The organism is Acetobacter sacchari (assembly GCF_017377715.1).
Lineage (GTDB): Bacteria > Pseudomonadota > Alphaproteobacteria > Acetobacterales > Acetobacteraceae > Acetobacter > Acetobacter sacchari.
Genome location: NZ_JAFVMF010000019.1, coordinates 19,774 through 37,474, shown reverse-complemented (window position 1 = coordinate 37,474; position 17,701 = coordinate 19,774). Strand labels below are relative to the sequence as shown.

Below are 17,701 nucleotides of genomic sequence, written 5' to 3'. Positions count from 1 at the left end.
TCTGTCACGTCGAACAACGTTTTCGGTCCTACGAGCCCGTTCTCAAAACAGGCGCCACAGTCGGAGAAACGACCAAGTCCACAAGTTTGATGTATCTGGATGTATAAGTGCAACATAGTGAAACACCATCTGCCTTTGCTCGGTAACTTCGCCTATACTTGGAGCATGGAACAGTCGCCACATATCCTTGTCGTAGATGATGATCGTGAAATTCGTGATTTGCTGTCGAGATTCCTCGAGCGCAATCAGATGCGGGTCACAGCCGCCCGTGATGGCCGCGAGGCCCGCAGGGCGTGGAACAGCGGGCATTACCAGATGGTGGTGCTCGACCTGATGCTTCCGGGCGAGTCCGGTCTGGATATCGCGCGGTGGCTGCGTTCGCAGGCGAACGTTCCCATTATCATGCTGACAGCGATGGGCGACGAGACGGATCGGATCATCGGCCTCGAACTCGGCGCAGACGATTACGTCCCCAAGCCCTTCAATCCGCGCGAACTGCTTGCACGGATCCGCGCCGTGCTGCGGCGCGCCTCGGAAACGCAGGAGCAGGGCTCCGGCGAGGTGCGGCAGATCAATTTCGCCGGATGGACCCTCGAGATCCCCCGCCGCCGCCTGCTAAATCCCGACGGCGCGGAAGTGCCGCTCACGGGGGGCGAATACGATCTGTTGCTGGCGCTGCTAGAACGCGCCAACCGCGTGTTGACCCGCGATATGCTGCTCGACCTGTTGCGCGGCCGGCAAGCTGGCCCATTCGACCGCGCCATCGACGTCGCCGTCAGCCGTCTGCGCCGCAAGCTTGAGGACGACGGTCGGAACGCGCAGTTGATCAAAACGGTCCGCGGCGGCGGTTACGTCCTCGCGACAGACGTCGAACGCATCTGAAACTCCGCCAACAGTTGTCGCTCCCGCCTCGAACGACGTGGGGTCAGCCACTTCAGTGAACTGCCCTACGTCCGGATTTCAAACCGGCATGCCCCTCAAATCGTTCAAGTTGCCCTTCTTGCCGTCATCCCTCGCCGCGCGGACCAGCCTGCTGCTTATCGTCGGGCTCGCGGTCATCGAGATCGTGGGTCTGACGATCGAGACGCTGGACCGCATCGCCTCCGACGAACGCATAGCCGAGCATCAGGCGATCGCCCGGACCGTTATGGTCTACAGAACCGTGGCCGAAGCCGAACCCGATGACCGAAGCGCCGTCGTCGACCGTCTGGCTTCCGACATGCTCCAGATACGTCTCGCCAGTCAGCCGGACGCGGATATGTCCCGCGAGATCACGACCCGTGAGTCGCAGGGCGTACTTTTCATGCTCGGCGAGGAGCCGCTGGGGCCACGGCGAACCCCGGACGGACGACCGGGCGACGATATGGCGCGGCCTCCACCGCCCATGGAGATGGACCCGGCCTTCCACCCCTTCCACGGACCAGACGACGCCAACGGGCCGTTTTCCCACAACGGACCGCCGCCTCATATGCCTCATGGCGAAGGCGCCCCGTTCGGCGACCTCGGCGGCATTCATCCCGATATCGATCCGTCTCGTCCGGCGCCCCGGCGCGCGCTGGGCATCCCCCTGCGCTGGCGACCGCAGCACATCATGGCGTTGGGCAATCCCTCCGGGCGCGCACGGGGATTGGCGTTTCAACTTCCCGACGACACACGGTGGCTGATTGCACGGTTCCGCATTCCGGTCGCGACCCCTTTCAGCTCGCCCCTGTTTCCTCTTGCCTTCGGCCTTATGACTGCAGCCGGCGGGTTGTTGATCGTATGGGGCGTACGGCGGTTGATCGCGCCGGTAGGCACCCTGGCTGCTGCGGCTGAGGCCCTGGCGCCAGACGACAGCGGGCCGCCATTGCCAGAAAACGGCCCGCTGGAAATCGCCCGCGCTGCGGCCGCCTTCAACGCCATGGCTGCGCGCATCCGGCGTTTCGTCTCCGACAGAACGCTTCTGCTCACCGCGATCGGACACGATCTGCGCACGCCGATCACTCGCCTGAAACTAAGAGCAGAGTTCATCGACGACGATGAAATGCGTCAGAAATTTCTCGCCGACCTGAACGAGCTTTCCGCCATGGTCGAGGCGACGCTCGCCTTTGGTCGCGACAGTTCAAGTCATGAACCGGTGTCGTCACTCAACCTCACCGCCCTGGCCCAAACTATCGTCGACGACTTTACCGAAGCGCACCTCGACATTTCCGACAAGATAGAACTTGTCGGAGACCCCCCGCCGATTATCATCAGAGCCAGACCCCTCTCCTTGAAGCGGGCGCTGACGAACCTGATCGGCAATGCGATCGCTTATGGCGGCGGCGCGCGTGTGATGCTGGGCAAGAAGCCGGACGGAGAAATCGTCGTCAGGATCGAGGATGACGGCCCGGGGCTGCCGGAATGCGAGCTTGAACGCATGTTCGAACCCTTCGTCCGCGCCGAAGAAAGCCGCAATCGCGAAACCGGCGGAACTGGACTGGGACTGTCAATCGCCCGGACCATCGTACGCGGCCAAGGCGGCGACATTGTCCTACGCAACCGCTCGCCCCATGGCCTTGCCGCTATCGTTACCCTCGCCGCCTGACTCCCCGTCCGGTCGGACAGACTGACGGGGAGAAGCAGGGCAGCAGGATCACATCAACAGAAGATGCGCGCGGAGGCTCAACCCCCGCCGATGATCGCGTTGCGATAGCTTTCGGTCGGCGACGCCGGCCCGACCAGCGACTTGATCAGCGCCTGTCCAAACAGCGGGTCGTTTACGTTGCCGATCCGAACGTTATTACGAAGCAGCAGGACTCCCGTATCGTCGATGACGATCGTCTGCGTTGCATGGGAGTCAGCGGCCGTCAGGTAACCGAGAAACTTCTTGTAGCTTTCTTCCTGCTCTGGATGGCACGTCTCTTTAGCGCAAAAAGCTGTGTGAATCGTGTCATATTCGGATCGCATGCGTTCGGCCGACGCGCCATGCAGAAAGACAGAATAGATCACCTTCGGATTGGGCGCGCTCTCGATGGCTTCGGTAGTACGGGCGACCTCCGGAAGGTAAAGCGCCGTCGCATAACCGTCGACCAAATGATAAAATACGCGCACACCAACGCCATTCAGGCGCAGCGTCTTGCCGTAAACGTTAAACGTATCCGGGAAGGTGACCCCGCCTGCTTTCACGTCCGCGCGTGCAGGCGCCGAAGCCATGATCGCGCCCGCCAGACATACCCCCGCCAACATCGCTCGCAGCATGAACTCGCCTTTCTCTTCTGTTTTTCTTGCCTGAATGCATAAACGCACGGCGTGGCGATTGGCGACCGAATGAAAAAAAAGCGCCGCGAGTTCAGCGCAGCGCGCATACATCGGCCTTACGTCCCCGATTATCGCAGTACAGAATTCAAGGGCGCCGCTACGTCTTCCATACCGGTTCAGGCATGGAGATGACGAAAGCGTCATGTGCAGCCAGAACCTCCGCGTCTGGCCGAATCAAGACCGGACGCCGCGACTCGGGGCCTACATAGCGCGCAGACGGCGCTTCGCCGCTCTCTACGCCAAGGCCGAGCCCGTGCTGCCGCCCTCCCATAAGCTCGACGTAAACGTCAGCCAGCAGCTGGCAGTCGAGCAACGCGTTATGGGTGGTTCGGGCTGAAAGGTCGATGTTATAGCGACGGCACAACGCATCGAGGCTGTTGGGCATGCCGGGGAAGCGCTCGCGTGCGAGATCCAGCGTGTCAATCATCCGCGTCTCCGCAAGCGGCGGGCGATCGACACGGGCCAGCTCCGCGTTGAGGAAGCCGAAGTCGAAGCGCGCATTATGCGCGATCAGGTCGTCGTCAGCGATAAATTCGAGAAATTCCTCAAACACTTCGGCGAATTTGGGCTTTCCATCCAGATCCGCGCGTGAAAATCCGTGGACACGCGTCGCCTCGGCCGGGACGTCCCGCTCCGGATCGATAAGCACGTGGAACTGGCGCCCGGTCGGCAAGTCACCCACCAGCTCCAGAGCCGCGATTTCGATCACGCGGTCGCCCTTCAGGGGCTCCAGCCCGGTGGTTTCAGTATCGAAGAGAACCGCCCGCTTCATCCACATAACTCCCTGACCAGACGCCTTACCTGCAGCGCCGTGTCCGTCTTTGAAAGGCCGCTTCGTATCACCCTGTCGGCCCGACGCCGTTTCTCGCGATCCGGCACCTGGCGGGCAATCAGACGCTCAGCATCCGCAAGGCTCATACCGCGCCTGCGCGCAATCCGGCGGATCTGCGTCGTACGGGGGGCCGACACCACGACCGTCAGATCACAGGCGCGATCAGCGCCCGTCTCGAACAGCAGCGGCACATCAATCACGACCCACGCAAAGCGCGCCCGCCTGCACGCCGCGAGGAATTTTTTTCTGGAGGCGAAGACCATGGGGTGAAGAATCGCCTCCAGCTTCGCTATCAGGGAGCCATCGCTGATGACCGCCCGCCTGAGCGCCGACCGATCGATGGAGTCTCCCTTTCCGCCCGGCGCTCCGGGGCGAAGCGCATCGGGGACCAGCCGCGCTATGGCGCCGACAGCCCGCCCACCGGGTCCCTGCAGACGATGCACCTCCCGGTCCGAATCGAACACGGGGAACCCGGCTCTACGAAACATCCCGGCGACCGTGGTCTTGCCCATGCCCATTCCGCCGGTCAGGCCGATGATCTTCATGAACGCTTCCTCACCCGGACGTCTGGTCGCGTCGCTTCAACGCTTCAGCGCGGCCATGACATGGGCCAACGTGGCGGCGTCGACCGTCGCCTCCGCGCCGAACCACGCGCGAAAGCCGGGCCGCGCCTGATGCAGCAACATGCCGAGACCGCCCACCGTGCGAAGACCTCTAGCCCGCGCCGCACGGAGCAGCCCGGTTTCAAGCGGAACATAGACGATGTCCGACACGGCCAGATCGTCGCCCGCCGCTCCGAGATCAGGCGCGAACGCCTCATCCGGCCCTCCATGCATGCCCAGGGACGTCGAGTTCACAAGAAGGGAAAAGCCGTTCAACTCAGACTGCCACGCATCCCATGGCATCACGGACAGTTCAGGACACGCCGCGCCAATGTGCTCCCTCCACGTCGCGCCAAGTTCCTCGACCAGAGCCCGCGCCCGTTCGTCCGTCCGGTTGGAGACGCACACAGCAACTCCACGCTCCAGCAACGCAAGGGCGACAGAGCGTGCAGCGCCGCCCGCGCCCAGCAGCAGCGCCGGGCCTCTTCCGGGCAACGTCGCCACATCGACGCCTGCGTCCTCAAGGGAAGCCAGAAACCCGAAACCGTCGGTCGATGCGCCATGCACGCCGCCATCGTCGCGGAAAATCAGCGTATTCACCGACCCCGCAATCCGCGCGAGCGGATCGAGACTGTCCGCGAGGGCGAATGCCTCTTCCTTGTAGGGAATGGTGACGTTGGCGCCGCGGAACCCAGCCGCCTGCATGCCGCGGACTGCGTCCGCAAAGCGACCGGATGCGACAGGCAACGGCACATAGGCGCCGTCTATCCCGAGGCGCGCCAGCCAGTAGTTATGCAGGATCGGCGAGAGCGAGTGACTGACCGGACGCCCGATCACACCCGCCAGTCTAGCCGCGCCAGTAATGCGTCCGATCACGCGTGGGCTCCGTACAGCGCGCGATAACGCGCGCGCGCGGCGGGCAGGATACGCGCGAGCCGTTCCGCCCACTCTCCCTGCCCGGCTTCGCTTTCGATCAGGTCCTGGCGAATTTCCAGTTCGATATGCGGAACGCCGCGCTTCTCCCCGTGCACCGGCACCGTATAGTCGCTGGTGTCGGTCAAAACGTATGGCTCGTTGTCGCCGACCGTCAGCCCGTCAGCCCGCAATGCGTCGAGCACTATGCGACCGAAACGGGGATCCTGATTGTGCAGCACGCCAGCCTGCCAGGGACGCTCCACACCGCCCATTTTCGGAGTAAAGCTGTGCAGCGCGATCAGAAAAGTCTCGAGCCCCACCGCGCTGCGCCTGTCCAGCTCCACCCCGATCCGGGCGTGATAGGGATCGAATATCTCCGCCGTACGCAGCGATGCGTCCGCCGCCGACAGCCCGATATTGGCGGGAACCTCAGTGCCGTCGCTGATCGAAACGATGGCCGTCGGGTGGCCGGGCGCACGGTTGCAGTCGATCACAAGGCGCGAATAGACCTGCTCAATCAGGAGCGAACCCAGAATCCGCGCCAGTTTCCGCCCGACGCCATCAATACCGATGTCCCAGCCGATGTGACGGCGACGATCCGCCTCCGTCACCCCAAGGTCAGCCAGGTCGCCCGGAATTGCCTGCCCGGCGTGATCGCTGACCAACAGGAATGGCGACCGCGCGTCCGCCCCACCATGAACAGCTACAGGCGCAGGGTCTTTCTCGCCCAGCAATCCGCCCGAATTGGGCCCCTGGTCATCCGCATCTGGTGCGTCAGGCGCCGTCAGGGGGTTATAAAGACGCGTCATCTTTTGCCAGTCATCCAAACCAATCTGGAATCGAACCAATTGTGTCCGATAGTGTTATGACCATACCATAGCGCGAAACTGGCGATTCGAAACGGACCGCACGGCGTCCGACGCGTGACGCGCCGCAGCCCGCGAACCCGTCGGCCTGCGTCATCAGAAAGAGGCAGGCCCAAATGCGGATTCGCGCCGGTTACGATATTTCGATTGAATTCCCTGCGCCCACGCCCGTCGTCCTGATGCTCGACATTCGCCCCGAACGCGAAACCGACCTGGTCACGCCGCAGCGAGCTTACTTCGAACCGCAGGTTCCAGCGCAACGGTATGTCGATGGTTTTGGCAACCGCTGCACGCGGCTTCTGGCGCCCGCAGGCGTTATGCGCACATGGGCTGAATTCACCGTCTCAGACAGCGGACGCCATGAGAGGCAGGCGGTCGACGCGTGGCAGACGCCGGTGCAGGAACTGCCGCCCGACGTCCTCGTCTTTCTGCTTGGCAGCCGCTACTGCGAAACCGATCTTATGTCCGGGCTGGCATGGTCCCTGTTCGGTCACACGCCCATGGGCGGGGCTCGCGTGCAGGCGATCGTCGACTATGTGCACAACCACCTCAAGTTCAATTACGGACTGGCTCGCAACACGCGCTCCGCCTACGACGCGTGGAATGAGCGCGTCGGAGTCTGCCGGGATTTCGCCCATCTTGCGGTGACTTTATGCCGGTGCATGAACATCCCCGCGCGCTACTGCACCGGATATCTCGGGGACATCGGCGTGCCGCAGCTTCCAGATCCGATGGATTTTTCCGCTTGGTTTGAAGTCTGGCTTGACGGGGGCTGGTACACGTTTGACGCCCGCCACAACGAGCCGCGCATCGGACGTATCGTCATTGCGCGCGGTCGGGACGCATCCGACGTCGCGATCTCTACATCGTTCGGACCGCATATGCTGCGGAATTTCTCCGTCACGACTTACGAGGAATTTTAACCGCCGCGTTCAATCCGCTGCGGCCAGACGATCCTTGACGATCCGTACGGCCTCCGCAAGAACAGCATTCGCATCCATGTCATCGGTGACGATCATCACAGCGTCCTCCGCCATACGCAGGGGCGCCGTCTCGCGCGCGGAGTCAGCCTCGTCGCGCGCGCGAATTGACGTCTCGATCTCGCGAAGTTCCTCCTCCCATCCCGGGCGCGTCGTATCGCCGCCGGTCTGCAGATAGCGGCGCAAGGCGCGCGCTGCAGGCGAGGCCGTCACATACAGCTTCACCAACGCGTCGGGAAAGATGACCGTGCCGATGTCGCGGCCATCAAGCACTGCGCCACGTTCGTCGGCGAAACGGCGCTGGACGCCCACCAGCGCATGCCGCACCTCTGGTTGACGCGCTACAAGACTCGCCGCGCGGTCAACCTCCGGAACTCTCAGGTCGCTCCTCAGCAGGTCCTCGGGTGACAGCCACTCCGCCTGCTTGAGCCCTGACGTATGCGCCGGGTCTTCAGATGCGTCGAGCATTCGTCGCGCCACGGCCCGATACAACAAGCCTGTGTCGAGGTACGGCAGGCCGATTTCATCGGCCAATCTTTTGGCCAACGTGCCTTTCCCTGCGGCGGCAGGCCCATCGACGGCGACGACGAACGGCTGTCTCAGCATGGCTTTCTGTCTCCTCAACCGATTCGATGGCGGCACAACGTCGCCTCGCCGGTCTCTAATTGCCGACGTTGGCCAAGTCCATGCGATAACATGTTCCGCGCGGCTGGCCGGTGCGCATTCTCCCCGCACAGTTCTCCTTCGGGCAAAACTTCAGGCAATTCAGCCCGCCGCAATGCACGGTTTATTTGACATGGAGCCCGCAAGCTGGCATTTGCCAGCGCCCTAAGTCGGATCGATACCCCCCTCGTCGACACAACGTAAGGGCGGGTGCTTCGCTCAGTATCCACACCACAGTAGGATCCACAGGCTCACGATGGCTCAGCCCGAACTCGGAACAAAACGCGTTTGCGTGTCGTGCGGCACGCGTTTCTACGACCTCAATGCGAGCCCCGCAGTCTGCCCGAAATGCGGCGCGGAACAACCGTTCGAAGCGCCGCGCCTGCGTCGCGCCAATGACGGCGTCCCCAGCGCTCCGGTGAAGCCGATCGCGAAAGATGACGAGGCTGGCGACGATATCGATCTCGACACCGATGACGATGCGGAAGACGACGGCGTGATCGAAGACAGCGAGGATCTCGATGACGACGCCGACGATATCGGCAACGATATAGACGTCAATACGGAACAGGACGAGCACGACTCGTAAGAACCGCATTCGACACGCGATGCTGCGATCCGACCACCAGTTGGACGCAGCGCCGTGGTATACGGCCACGTATCTCCGCGTCAGTCCTCGCCGGATGGCGCGTTTTTTGTGCGTGCCGTATTCCTCTTCGTAAAGCACAACGGATTTCGTACATCCGCATGCCACAACGTATTGTGGTAACGCTATGATTCATCCAGCAATAACACCCCTGAAAGCGGCATACGCACTCTACGATGTAGGGATTTTCGAGGGAATCTGCCCCGCCCCTGGCGAACCCGTGAAAAAACCGCCGATCTGCGTTAGTTGCGCCGAATTATCGCCATATTGAATGCGTCTAAACTGTTTTCACTTGACGCGACGCGAAAGCTGTCGTCGGTTTGCACGAGAAGATGTATAATTTTTTCGCCACACATCTTCTGAGCAATACAAAAATAACAGAATTTGATGGTGGTTCTCAATCGGTTCCATAGTCAAACGTATGCCATCCTGAACGTCACAAGATACCAAGGTGCACGACGGCTCGAACGGGCCTGTGACGCGACATAGCTACCAACCGAAGACACTTTAAGCGCGCATGCGCCGATATTCGTATTCGGCTCCCCTCTCTCCCCCCACCAATTTCGCCGTCAGCGGCCTTTTTCACCGGAAAACGCAGAATCATGACCCAATGGCTTGATAAGGCTGTCGAGCTTCCGTGTGATCTGAACCCTGCAGTGTCGGCGGTCGGAAAGGCGTTTGGAGCCCACTCGGAGGCCCTGCATCACGTGCTGGACGCGAGCGTCGACTGTATCAAGATCATCGAATGCGACGGCACCCTGCGTCATCTCAATCGTTCCGGCCAAAGAGCCTTCGGCCTGGGGGAGGGAGAGAGTTTAGTTGGCCAGCGTTGGCTCAATTTGCTGCCTAAAGAGATGCGCGGGCGGGGACGCCGGGCGTTGCAAGCAGCCACGACCGGCAGAAGGGCGCGCTTTACCGTCAAGTGTGCGCTTCCCGGACGCGGCGTAGAACACTGGGAAAATGTTCTTACCCCCGTCATCAGCCTCGACGGCGGCGTGAACGCTGTTCTGTGCGTATCACGCAATGTCACGGCCCTGCGGGAGATCGAAAAGAAGCTGAAAATCAGCGCTGCTCATGACGCGCTGACAGGTCTTCCAAACCGCAAAAACTTTCTGCGCACGCTTCAGCGCATGCTGAAAGGGCGAAGCCGCCCCGACGACCAGATCGGCCTGCTGGTCATCGATCTCGATTATTTCAAGCAGATCAATCATCTATTCGGTCACGAAGCAAGCGACCTCCTTCTACGTGAACTTGCTGACCGCCTGAAAGCCGAATTGCAAGGGTCCGGCATCGTCGCCCGCATATGCGGAGATGAATTCGCTATCGCCGTCAATACAGCCGCTGGCGAAGCGAGCCTGAAGACGCTTGCCGACAAATTATCGGCTGTGGCCGCACATCCGTTTCTTCAGGATGAGCACGCCATAAAGATCAGCATCAGCATCGGTGGCGCGCTATCGCGGGGCGGGGTCGATCGCCAGCAGGATGAAAAGGCTGCAACCCTTTTAAAAAACGCGAGCCTTGCCTTGCAGGAAATAAAGTCGCACGGCCGAGGTGGTTTCAGGTTGTTTCATCAGCCTATGACGCAGACAGTGGATCGCGTCTTTCATGGACTGCGTGTAGCACGAGATATTGTCGACCAGGATACGGTTCAGCCTGCCTATCAACGTCAGGTCGATCTCCTGACCGGCAGGACCGTCAGCTACGAAGTCCTGTTACGCTGGTCGGACACGGTTGGCGGCGCTCTGAAATCTCCCGCCGCGATAGCCGAGGCATTTCACGATTATCACCTCGCCACCAGGTTGGCTTTCCTGATGCGCAAATGGGTCTTTCGGGATGCCAAGCAATGCCTGGCGAGAGGCGGATCCCTTCCCCCTATCTCGATCAACGCCTCGCCCGTGGAATTCATGCGGGACGACTTCGCCGAAACATTTCTGGCGCAACTGGATGAATTCGACCTTCCTCCGGGCGCGATCGCCGTGGAAGTCACCGAACAAGGCCTGATCGAACCAGGCCCGGCTTACGCGTTGCGTGCGCTCAGGCTGCTGAAAGACCGAGGCGTCTCGATCACCCTTGATGATTTCGGCAAAGGATATTCGTCCTTTTCAAGACTTCTGGAATATCCTTTCGACGGCCTGAAGATAGATCATGCCTTCGTAAAAAACATAACGCTGGATGCATCAAGCCACGCCATCGTCGACACGATCGTTTCTTTGGGAGAACGTCTGTCACTGACCATAGTCGCCGAAGGCATAGAGACCAAGGAGCAGAGCGACATGCTCACCGCCATGGGATGCAGAATAGGCCAGGGCTACTATTTTTCTCCCCCGGAGCCCGCCGCAACGGCGTTTCGCATCCCACCCTGCTGAACGACTCAAGCCGTCGCTTCAGACCAGCGTTCGATCTCGACGCCGACCGAATCCAGCTCGGAAAACACCTCCAGTTTCTCGATCATAACCCGTACGACCCGAACACGTTTTTCCTGCATCACGCCGGCTGCAATCCGTTCGGCAAGCGTCTCTACAAGACGGATATGCCCCTCCGCCACGATGCGCCGCACCAGCAACACAACATGCTCGTAAGAGACCGTACGGCTCAGGTCGTCCGCTCCCTCCACCAGGTCGCGTCGGTCGTCCACGCCAAACGACACGTTGATGCGCACCTTCTGCGACACCCCTTCTTCTTGGGGAAAAACGCCGATATGCGCATCGACAATCATATCCTTGAGAAACAAACGCCGGAGCCCGAGTTTCGCAGGCCACGGCGCAAGAGTCGTCGTCATGTCGCGTGTCCTATTCCGTCACGGCGTCCGCAGGGTTGGTGGGCGCAGGATGCCATTGCATGTGTTGACCGCCATCAAGCGCCAGCATCTGCCCCGTGACGGACGGCAGGGCCAGCAATGCCAGCGCCGCGCGTGCGACCTCCTCGGGCGACGTGCCGCGCCGCAGCGGCGTCGACGCGCACTGCCGTCGAAACTCGGGTTCAGTTTGCCGGAGGCTCGGCAACGCCGGCCCCGGCCCGATGCCGTTCACGCGGATGCCCTTCGGCGCCAGCGCCAGAGCCATCGTCTGCGTCAATGTCCACAACGCGGATTTCGAAACGGTATAGGTGACGAAATGCGGCGTCAGCGACCAGACGCGTTCGTCCAGCATGTTCAGAACCATGCCCGACATACCGTCAGGCATCGCAGCCGCGAAGGCCTGCGTAAGCACGAATGGCGCACGCAGATTGGGCTCTATATGCGCGTCCCAACTCTCTCGCGTCGCGGTGTCCCACTCGTCCCGATCGAACGTCGATGCGTTGTTCACCAACACGCCCAGCGGCCCCAATTCCGCCGCAGCGCGCGACGTCAGCGACGTCACCTCATCCTCACGAGCAAGATCGGCTTGCAGCAGGCAGCCCCTGACGCCGAGCGCCTCTACATCGCGCAGTGTCATCGCTGCGTCTTTCTGGTCGCCGCGATGATGGATCGCAACGGAAAAACCCGCCTCAGCAAGAGCAAGCACGATGGCGCGGCCAAGACGCCGCGCTCCACCCGTCACCAGAGCAGCGCGTGGAATGGTCTCGGAAATCAGCCCCCCCATGGGACCACCGCACATAGTGCCGCTCATCGAGTTGTTTTCCTGGTTTAGTGAACGAGGCGCAGATCAGACGACGGGACGCCGCGCGCTCAACGCCGCCGCCAAAGTGCCGTCGTCCAACACCTCCAGCGCGCCACCGACGGGCACGCCCTGCGCAACACGCGTGATGCTGACGCTATACCCGCCCAACCGTTCTTGCAGCCAGTGCATGGTCGTCGCGCCATCTACCGTCGCGCTCAGGGCGAGGATGACCTCCCGCACAGATCCCTCATCAAGGCGCGTCAACAGCGGTCGCAGATTGAGATCATCCGGGCCGACGCCGGAAAGAGCCGACAGCACCCCGCCCAGAACCATGTAAACGCCGTGATAGCTGCCTGCCCGCTCAAGCGCCCACAGATCGGCCACACTCTCGACCACGCAGACGACATCCTGTTGCCGCGACGGGTCCATACAGATGTGACAGGGATCTTTGCCGTCAAGGTTTCCACAGCGACTGCATGTCCGCACTGAAGCCGCGGCCTCCTGCATGGCGCGGGCCAAGGGGACCATTCGTCCTTTGGGATCGCGCAACAGCGCCAGCACGATCCGTCGCGCGGAACGCGGCCCCAGGCCGGGCAGGCGCGACACCAGTCCGATCAGACGCCCGATCTCCCCATTCGCCAATACGCCCCCGGCCATGCGGAACGCCTTGTCGGCTTAGAACGGCAGCTTCAGTCCCGGCGGCAGGTTCAGTCCGCCGGTCGCCTTCTGCATTTCCTCGGAAGCCTTGGCGTCCAGCTTCACCCGCGCGTCGGCGCAGGCCGCGAGGATCAGGTCCTGCAGCATCTCCATCTCGTTCGGATCGGCGAGCTTCGGGTCGATGCGGATGGCGCGCATGTCGCCCTTGCCGCTGAGCGTGACGGACACCATGCCCGCGCCCGCGCTGCCCTCGATGACCGTTTTCTCGAGGGTCGCCTGCATGGCTTCCATCTTCGCCTGCATTTCAGAGGCCTGCTTCATGAGGCTGGCGAGATTTTTCACGTCGATCGATCCTTACACGTCATGGCGGCGGCGCGCGGCGCCAGATTCACTACCGGTCGTCGGCTTCGCCGAGCGTCATGTCCAGCCCGGCGTCAGCGACCGCATCAATCCAGTTATCGGCCGCGTCGCCCGAATAACCGGCTTCCCAAGGATATTCCAACTGGTCGCCGCCCAGCAAACCCGCATCAGGAATGTCATCCTCGGGAGGCAGGCCGTAATACTCGTCGAGCGACGAATCTTTCAACTCCCCGAGTTCGGCGTCCGGAAACGCGTCGAGAATCGCGCGTACAAGAGGGTGCGCCTTGGCGTCCTTTCGCTGGAACTGAATGATGCGAGCGCTCTGCTCTTCCAGCGTCGGTTCGCCCTCCGCCTCCGAACGGCGCACCATCCAATGCGATCCAAGCCGGGAACGCAGAAATTTCTGGACCTGCTGCGTCAAATCCCGGGGGCCGCGATGATCGACGCGGAATTCGACCAACGGCGGCGCAAAATTCACCAGATGCGCCGAATGCAACAAATGCCCATGCAGCACGGCCTCCGTCGCATCATCGCGCACATAGGCGACAAGCTCACGCCATGTCCTCGGAGCAGACCTTTCCACAACCTCAGGTTCTGCAGCGGCCGACACGGCCTCAGCAGGCTGAAGCATTCCTTCGCTGGTCACCAGACGAACGACGCTTCGCTCGACGGCGCCTGACGACGCCAGCGCCGTCGGCGCGGACGCCGGGTCGAACTGCTGACCAACGGCTATCACCGAGCCGAAAGCCTGCGCCCCGCCTGAAGACCCGCCACCGCCGGAGGAACTGCCGCCGGGCTGCGCTCCCTGCCCCGCCGGACCGTCGGCGGCCTCAAGTCGTTTCAGCAAATCGCCCGGCAAAGGCGCGCTCGCCGCGTAACACAGGCGGACCAGAACCATCTCCGCCGCCTCCCGGCGCAGAGACGCGGTCTCGACCTCACCCAGTCCCTTGAGCAGAATCTGCCAGGCGCGAGACAGGTCGCCCATCGACAGCGAATCGGCGAACGCGGCGCCCCGCACCCGCTCCGCTTCCGGCAACTCCCCCGAATCGCGCAACGCGGGCGCGGTTTTCAGACGCGTCACCATGTGCGTGAGTTCGGCGAGATCCCCGAGCAGTGCGCCCAGATCGCCGCCCCGGCTGTACGCGGCGTCCGCCAGCGCAAGCACAGCCTCGATACGGCCCTTCATCACCGCCTCAAACAGATCGAAGACAAGCCCCCGATCGGCCAGCCCAAGCATGTCGCTGACCAGAGAGGCTGGTATCGGCGTGTCGGCGCCTCCGTCGTAGATCGCCCCCTGGGCGATTGCCTGATCCAGCAGGGACAGTCCGTCTCGCACCGACCCGTCCGCCGCGCGCGCGATCAAGGCCAGCGCCTCCGGTTCGACCCGCACCCCTTCCCGGGTCGCGACGGTTCCGAAAAACTCGCTCAGCGCCGCGTGCGACACACGACGCAGATCGAAACGCTGGCAGCGCGACAGCACCGTCACCGGCACTTTTCTCAACTCGGTGGTCGCGAAGATGAACGTCACCTGCGACGGCGGTTCCTCAAGCGTCTTCAGCAACGCGTTGAACGCGTTGCGCGAGAGCATGTGGACCTCGTCGATGATGAAGACTTTCATCCGTCCCTGAATCGGACGGAAGCGCGTCGCCTCGATAATCTCGCGCACATCGTCAACGCCGGTGCGGGAAGCCGCGTCCATCTCGAGAACGTCAGGATGTCTGTCGCCAAGGATCGCGATGCAGTTAGGGCAGACGCCGCAGGGATCAGCCGTCGGACCGCCATTGCCGTCCGGACCAACGCAGTTCAGCGCGCGCGCGACGATTCGCGCCGTCGTCGTCTTACCCACGCCGCGCACGCCATTGAACATGAAGGCATGGGCGACGCGTCCAACGGCGAAGGCGTTGCGCAAGGTGCGCACCATCGCTTCCTGCCCGATCAGATCATCGAACGTCGTCGGACGGTATTTCCGGGCAAGAACGCGATAGGACACGCCTGAGCGAGGCGCCTCGGCCGAGGCCGTGCGCTGGCTTGCGCCAACGACCGACGCCGCGGCAGGCGGTTCGACAGCTATGGCCGGCGTGGCGGGAGTCGGTTCGCCGAACAGGCCCGCGCCGCCTTCCATGGGAAGGGGCAGGCCGTCGTCTTCGTTTTCGGTGTCTGACATGGCGTTAGGCCCTAAAAATCTTAGGAGACCAGGATGCCGCCCCAAGGGGGCGACACATCATTGGATCAGGCCAGCATGTCGAGGAAGATGCGGTGGAAGGCCGAACGACGACCCGGGCGAAACTCACTGCGGCTGCTTCCTTCCGGATCTGACCGGGTTGGCAAGGCGCCCGTCCGCCGCCGACCTTCCGGGGACGGTCTCTATCACGCAGTTTCGGACTCGACCACCCCTAATTACACCCTATTCGCCGACTGCCGCCCCACCGGGATGACGGCGGTCAGGTGCGCCGAAGAAACCGGATTTGCGAGGGCCAGACAAGGTCGGGCCGCCTGCGATAATCCCTTCCGGCACGCCCCATGCGGCGTGTTCGTGAAACACGTAACCTTCTCTGGAGAGCGTCTCCTTCACAGAATCGGAGAGCGCGCCTTTCTCGATCTCCACCGCCTGCGGCAGCCATTGCTCATGGATGCGCGGCAGGTCGATAGCCTGCTGGATGTCGAGACCATAGTCGACAGCGCCGAGAATCACGGAAAGGATGATGGTCGGAATACGCGACCCGCCGGGGCTTCCGATCACCATCACAGGCTTGCCGTCGCGCGTCAGGATCGTCGGCGCCATTGAAGACAGGGGCGTCTTGCCGGGCTCCACCTGATTCGCAACGCCGCCGACGATGCCGAACATGTTGGGCGAGCCCGGCTTGGCCGTGAAATCATCCATTTCGTCGTTCAGGAAAAACCCGGTGTTTCCCGCGATCACGCCTGAACCGAACCAGCCGTTCAACGTGTAGGTCGTGGACACGGCGAAGCCGGAGGAATCCATCACGGAGAACTGCGTCGTCTCGTGCTTCTCCGCAGCCCCCTCTGCGGGCGGAGCCACTTTCGAACCCGGAGCCGCCTGACCGCCGATCAGGGTATTGGAATCGATCGCCACATCTGTTGGCATCGCCTGCCGCACTGCTACTGCGTAGGCAGGATCAATAAGGTGAGACACCGGGTTCTGCACGAACGCCGGGTCGCCCAGGTCGCGCCTGTCAGAATAGGTGTGCCGCATCGCCTCGATCTCATGCTGAACCGCAGGCGCGGTATGCAGGCCGAGCGCATGCATGTCGTAACCAGACAGAATGTTCAGCATCTCGCACAGCGCTACGCCTCCGCCACTTGGGGGGGGCGTCGTCTCGATCGTGTAACCACGATAGCTACAGGTCAGCGTCGGCATCACCCGCGGCGCATATTTCGCGAAATCTTCCATCTGAAAAATACCGCCATTGGCGTTGCTCGCGTCAACGACCTTTCGCGCGATGGACCCTTTGTAGAAAGCGTCAGCGCCCCCCTTCGCAATAGTCTCCAGCGTATCAGCCAGCTCAATCTGGACCAGCCGATCACCCACCTGCATCGGCGAACCATCCGGGCGCAGGAAAATATTCCGGGCAGCAGGGTCGGCGCGAAACACGTCGGTGCTGGTGTGCAGAAGCTGCACATCACCGTCGGCGAGGACAAACCCGAGACGCGCCAGCTTGATCGCCGGAGCCATCAATTTCTCACGCGACATATGCCCCCAGCGCTGGCGCACAAGCTCCAGTCCCGCGACCGTCCCGGGAACCCCAATGGATTTCCAACCCCGCACGGATAGGCCCGGCACAACCGTTCCGGTTGCGTCCTGATACATTGTCGGCGTCGCCTTCAGCGGCGCGTGCTCACGAAAATCTATGAATACGGGGGCGCCCTTCGCGGGGTGCAGCACCATAAAACCGCCGCCGCCAATATTGCCCGCAGCCGGATAGACGACCGCCAGCGCATAGCCCACAGCGACGGCGGCGTCTGCGGCGTTGCCTCCCTCGGCAAGAATACGGGCGCCAACTTCGGACGCCAGCCGCTGCGCCGAAACCACCATGCCCTTTTTGCCGTAGACCGGAGCCACCGGCGTCAATCCGAGCGCATCCTGACCAAAAGCCAACGGATCCGGCACGCCAGCATCGGTCGCACCCTTCGACGCCGTCTGCGCGAAAACCGTCGCCGGGGCGAGTGTGCTGACGGCGAACACGGCAGCGAGGAAGAACGCCTGGCGCGCGATGGAGCGGCGGCCAGAGATGGCGGGATTATGAGGCACAACGCCTCCTTTCGTCTTTTTGTTTTACAGGG

General features: G+C 62.3%; 17 protein-coding genes and 1 other RNA gene. 5 read left to right on the top strand and 13 right to left on the bottom strand.

The window, feature by feature from the left end; all coding sequences use genetic code 11:
* Positions 1–165: 165 nt before the first annotated feature.
* Complete coding sequence (locus J2D73_RS15820; protein WP_026399359.1) at positions 166–882, top strand: response regulator; 717 nt, start codon at positions 166–168, stop codon at positions 880–882.
* Positions 883–970: 88 nt separating this feature from the next.
* Complete coding sequence (locus J2D73_RS15815) at positions 971–2,566, top strand: ATP-binding protein (protein WP_207882797.1); 1,596 nt, start codon at positions 971–973, stop codon at positions 2,564–2,566.
* 77 nt (positions 2,567–2,643) lie between these two features.
* On the opposite strand, the gene J2D73_RS15810 is transcribed toward J2D73_RS15815, so the two are convergent.
* The 5 genes from J2D73_RS15810 to J2D73_RS15790 all read right to left on the bottom strand — a co-directional run bounded on the left by J2D73_RS15810 (position 2,644) and on the right by J2D73_RS15790 (position 6,437).
* A complete protein-coding gene (locus J2D73_RS15810; protein WP_207882795.1) occupies positions 2,644–3,219 on the bottom strand; it encodes a chalcone isomerase family protein in 576 nt (191 codons plus the stop codon).
* 157 nt (positions 3,220–3,376) lie between these two features.
* Positions 3,377–4,051, bottom strand: a complete 675-nt coding sequence (dnaQ, locus tag J2D73_RS15805; RefSeq protein WP_026399356.1) for a DNA polymerase III subunit epsilon — start codon at positions 4,049–4,051, stop codon at positions 3,377–3,379.
* Positions 4,048–4,656, bottom strand: coding sequence for a dephospho-CoA kinase (gene coaE, locus J2D73_RS15800; protein WP_207882793.1), 609 nt, complete (start codon positions 4,654–4,656; stop codon positions 4,048–4,050). Before coaE ends, dnaQ begins: the two co-directional genes overlap by 4 nt.
* A gap of 36 nt (positions 4,657–4,692) precedes the next feature.
* Positions 4,693–5,586: a shikimate dehydrogenase gene (locus tag J2D73_RS15795; protein WP_207882873.1), complete on the bottom strand. Its 894-nt coding sequence runs from the start codon at positions 5,584–5,586 to the stop codon at positions 4,693–4,695.
* Positions 5,586–6,437 (bottom strand): N-formylglutamate amidohydrolase, encoded by an 852-nt coding sequence (locus J2D73_RS15790; protein WP_207882791.1) that lies wholly within the window; start codon positions 6,435–6,437, stop codon positions 5,586–5,588. Before J2D73_RS15790 ends, J2D73_RS15795 begins: the two co-directional genes overlap by 1 nt.
* 173 nt (positions 6,438–6,610) lie before the next feature.
* Between J2D73_RS15790 and J2D73_RS15785 the strand changes: the two genes are divergently transcribed.
* Positions 6,611–7,417 (top strand): transglutaminase-like domain-containing protein, encoded by an 807-nt coding sequence (locus tag J2D73_RS15785; RefSeq protein ID WP_207882789.1) that lies wholly within the window; start codon positions 6,611–6,613, stop codon positions 7,415–7,417.
* A gap of 9 nt (positions 7,418–7,426) precedes the next feature.
* Here J2D73_RS15785 and cmk read toward each other — a convergent pair whose 3' ends face one another.
* A complete protein-coding gene (gene cmk / locus J2D73_RS15780; RefSeq protein WP_207882787.1) occupies positions 7,427–8,080 on the bottom strand; it encodes a (d)CMP kinase in 654 nt (217 codons plus the stop codon).
* Between the two features lie 313 nt (positions 8,081–8,393).
* Here cmk and J2D73_RS15775 point away from each other — a divergent pair, with 313 nt between their 5' ends.
* Together J2D73_RS15775 and J2D73_RS15770 are read left to right on the top strand one after the other, a co-directional pair.
* Entirely contained in the window at positions 8,394–8,726 is a 333-nt protein-coding gene (locus J2D73_RS15775) for a TIGR02300 family protein (RefSeq protein WP_207882785.1), read from the top strand.
* A 659-nt stretch (positions 8,727–9,385) separates the two neighbouring features.
* Positions 9,386–11,149 (top strand): putative bifunctional diguanylate cyclase/phosphodiesterase, encoded by a 1,764-nt coding sequence (locus J2D73_RS15770; RefSeq protein ID WP_207882783.1) that lies wholly within the window; start codon positions 9,386–9,388, stop codon positions 11,147–11,149.
* 5 nt (positions 11,150–11,154) lie between these two features.
* Here J2D73_RS15770 and folB read toward each other — a convergent pair whose 3' ends face one another.
* The 7 genes from folB to ggt all read right to left on the bottom strand — a co-directional run bounded on the left by folB (position 11,155) and on the right by ggt (position 17,633).
* On the bottom strand, positions 11,155–11,562 hold the full coding sequence (folB, locus tag J2D73_RS15765) for a dihydroneopterin aldolase (RefSeq protein WP_207882781.1): 408 nt from the start codon (positions 11,560–11,562) through the stop codon (positions 11,155–11,157).
* Positions 11,563–11,572: 10 nt separating this feature from the next.
* Entirely contained in the window at positions 11,573–12,391 is an 819-nt protein-coding gene (locus J2D73_RS15760) for an SDR family oxidoreductase (RefSeq protein ID WP_243430013.1), read from the bottom strand.
* A gap of 36 nt (positions 12,392–12,427) precedes the next feature.
* Positions 12,428–13,039 carry a recombination mediator RecR gene (gene recR, locus J2D73_RS15755; protein WP_243430012.1) on the bottom strand — a complete coding sequence of 204 codons (612 nt, stop codon included), beginning with the start codon at positions 13,037–13,039 and terminating at the stop codon, positions 12,428–12,430.
* An 18-nt stretch (positions 13,040–13,057) separates the two neighbouring features.
* A complete protein-coding gene (locus J2D73_RS15750) occupies positions 13,058–13,381 on the bottom strand; it encodes a YbaB/EbfC family nucleoid-associated protein (RefSeq protein ID WP_026399346.1) in 324 nt (107 codons plus the stop codon).
* A 49-nt stretch (positions 13,382–13,430) separates the two neighbouring features.
* Positions 13,431–15,563, bottom strand: coding sequence for a DNA polymerase III subunit gamma/tau (locus J2D73_RS15745; protein WP_207882778.1), 2,133 nt, complete (start codon positions 15,561–15,563; stop codon positions 13,431–13,433).
* A 91-nt stretch (positions 15,564–15,654) separates the two neighbouring features.
* Positions 15,655–15,752: signal recognition particle sRNA small type (gene ffs / locus J2D73_RS15740), an RNA gene on the bottom strand.
* A gap of 51 nt (positions 15,753–15,803) precedes the next feature.
* A complete protein-coding gene (ggt, locus tag J2D73_RS15735; RefSeq protein ID WP_408736854.1) occupies positions 15,804–17,633 on the bottom strand; it encodes a gamma-glutamyltransferase in 1,830 nt (609 codons plus the stop codon).
* Positions 17,634–17,701: the final 68 nt, after the last annotated feature.

Bases quoted from the DNA above. Each gene is read 5' to 3' on its own strand.
- J2D73_RS15815 (WP_207882797.1), top strand. From the start codon at position 971: ATGCCCCTCAAATCGTTCAAGTTGCCCTTCTTGCCGTCATCCCTCGCC.
- folB (WP_207882781.1), bottom strand. From the start codon at position 11,562: ATGACGACGACTCTTGCGCCGTGGCCTGCGAAACTCGGGCTCCGGCGT.
- J2D73_RS15810 (WP_207882795.1), bottom strand. From the start codon at position 3,219: ATGCTGCGAGCGATGTTGGCGGGGGTATGTCTGGCGGGCGCGATCATG.
- coaE (WP_207882793.1), bottom strand. From the start codon at position 4,656: ATGAAGATCATCGGCCTGACCGGCGGAATGGGCATGGGCAAGACCACG.
- recR (WP_243430012.1), bottom strand. From the start codon at position 13,039: ATGGCCGGGGGCGTATTGGCGAATGGGGAGATCGGGCGTCTGATCGGA.
- J2D73_RS15820 (WP_026399359.1), top strand. From the start codon at position 166: ATGGAACAGTCGCCACATATCCTTGTCGTAGATGATGATCGTGAAATT.
- J2D73_RS15790 (WP_207882791.1), bottom strand. From the start codon at position 6,437: ATGACGCGTCTTTATAACCCCCTGACGGCGCCTGACGCACCAGATGCG.
- J2D73_RS15785 (WP_207882789.1), top strand. From the start codon at position 6,611: ATGCGGATTCGCGCCGGTTACGATATTTCGATTGAATTCCCTGCGCCC.
- J2D73_RS15745 (WP_207882778.1), bottom strand. From the start codon at position 15,563: ATGTCAGACACCGAAAACGAAGACGACGGCCTGCCCCTTCCCATGGAA.
- J2D73_RS15770 (WP_207882783.1), top strand. From the start codon at position 9,386: ATGACCCAATGGCTTGATAAGGCTGTCGAGCTTCCGTGTGATCTGAAC.
- dnaQ (WP_026399356.1), bottom strand. From the start codon at position 4,051: ATGAAGCGGGCGGTTCTCTTCGATACTGAAACCACCGGGCTGGAGCCC.
- J2D73_RS15760 (WP_243430013.1), bottom strand. From the start codon at position 12,391: ATGAGCGGCACTATGTGCGGTGGTCCCATGGGGGGGCTGATTTCCGAG.
- cmk (WP_207882787.1), bottom strand. From the start codon at position 8,080: ATGCTGAGACAGCCGTTCGTCGTCGCCGTCGATGGGCCTGCCGCCGCA.
- J2D73_RS15775 (WP_207882785.1), top strand. From the start codon at position 8,394: ATGGCTCAGCCCGAACTCGGAACAAAACGCGTTTGCGTGTCGTGCGGC.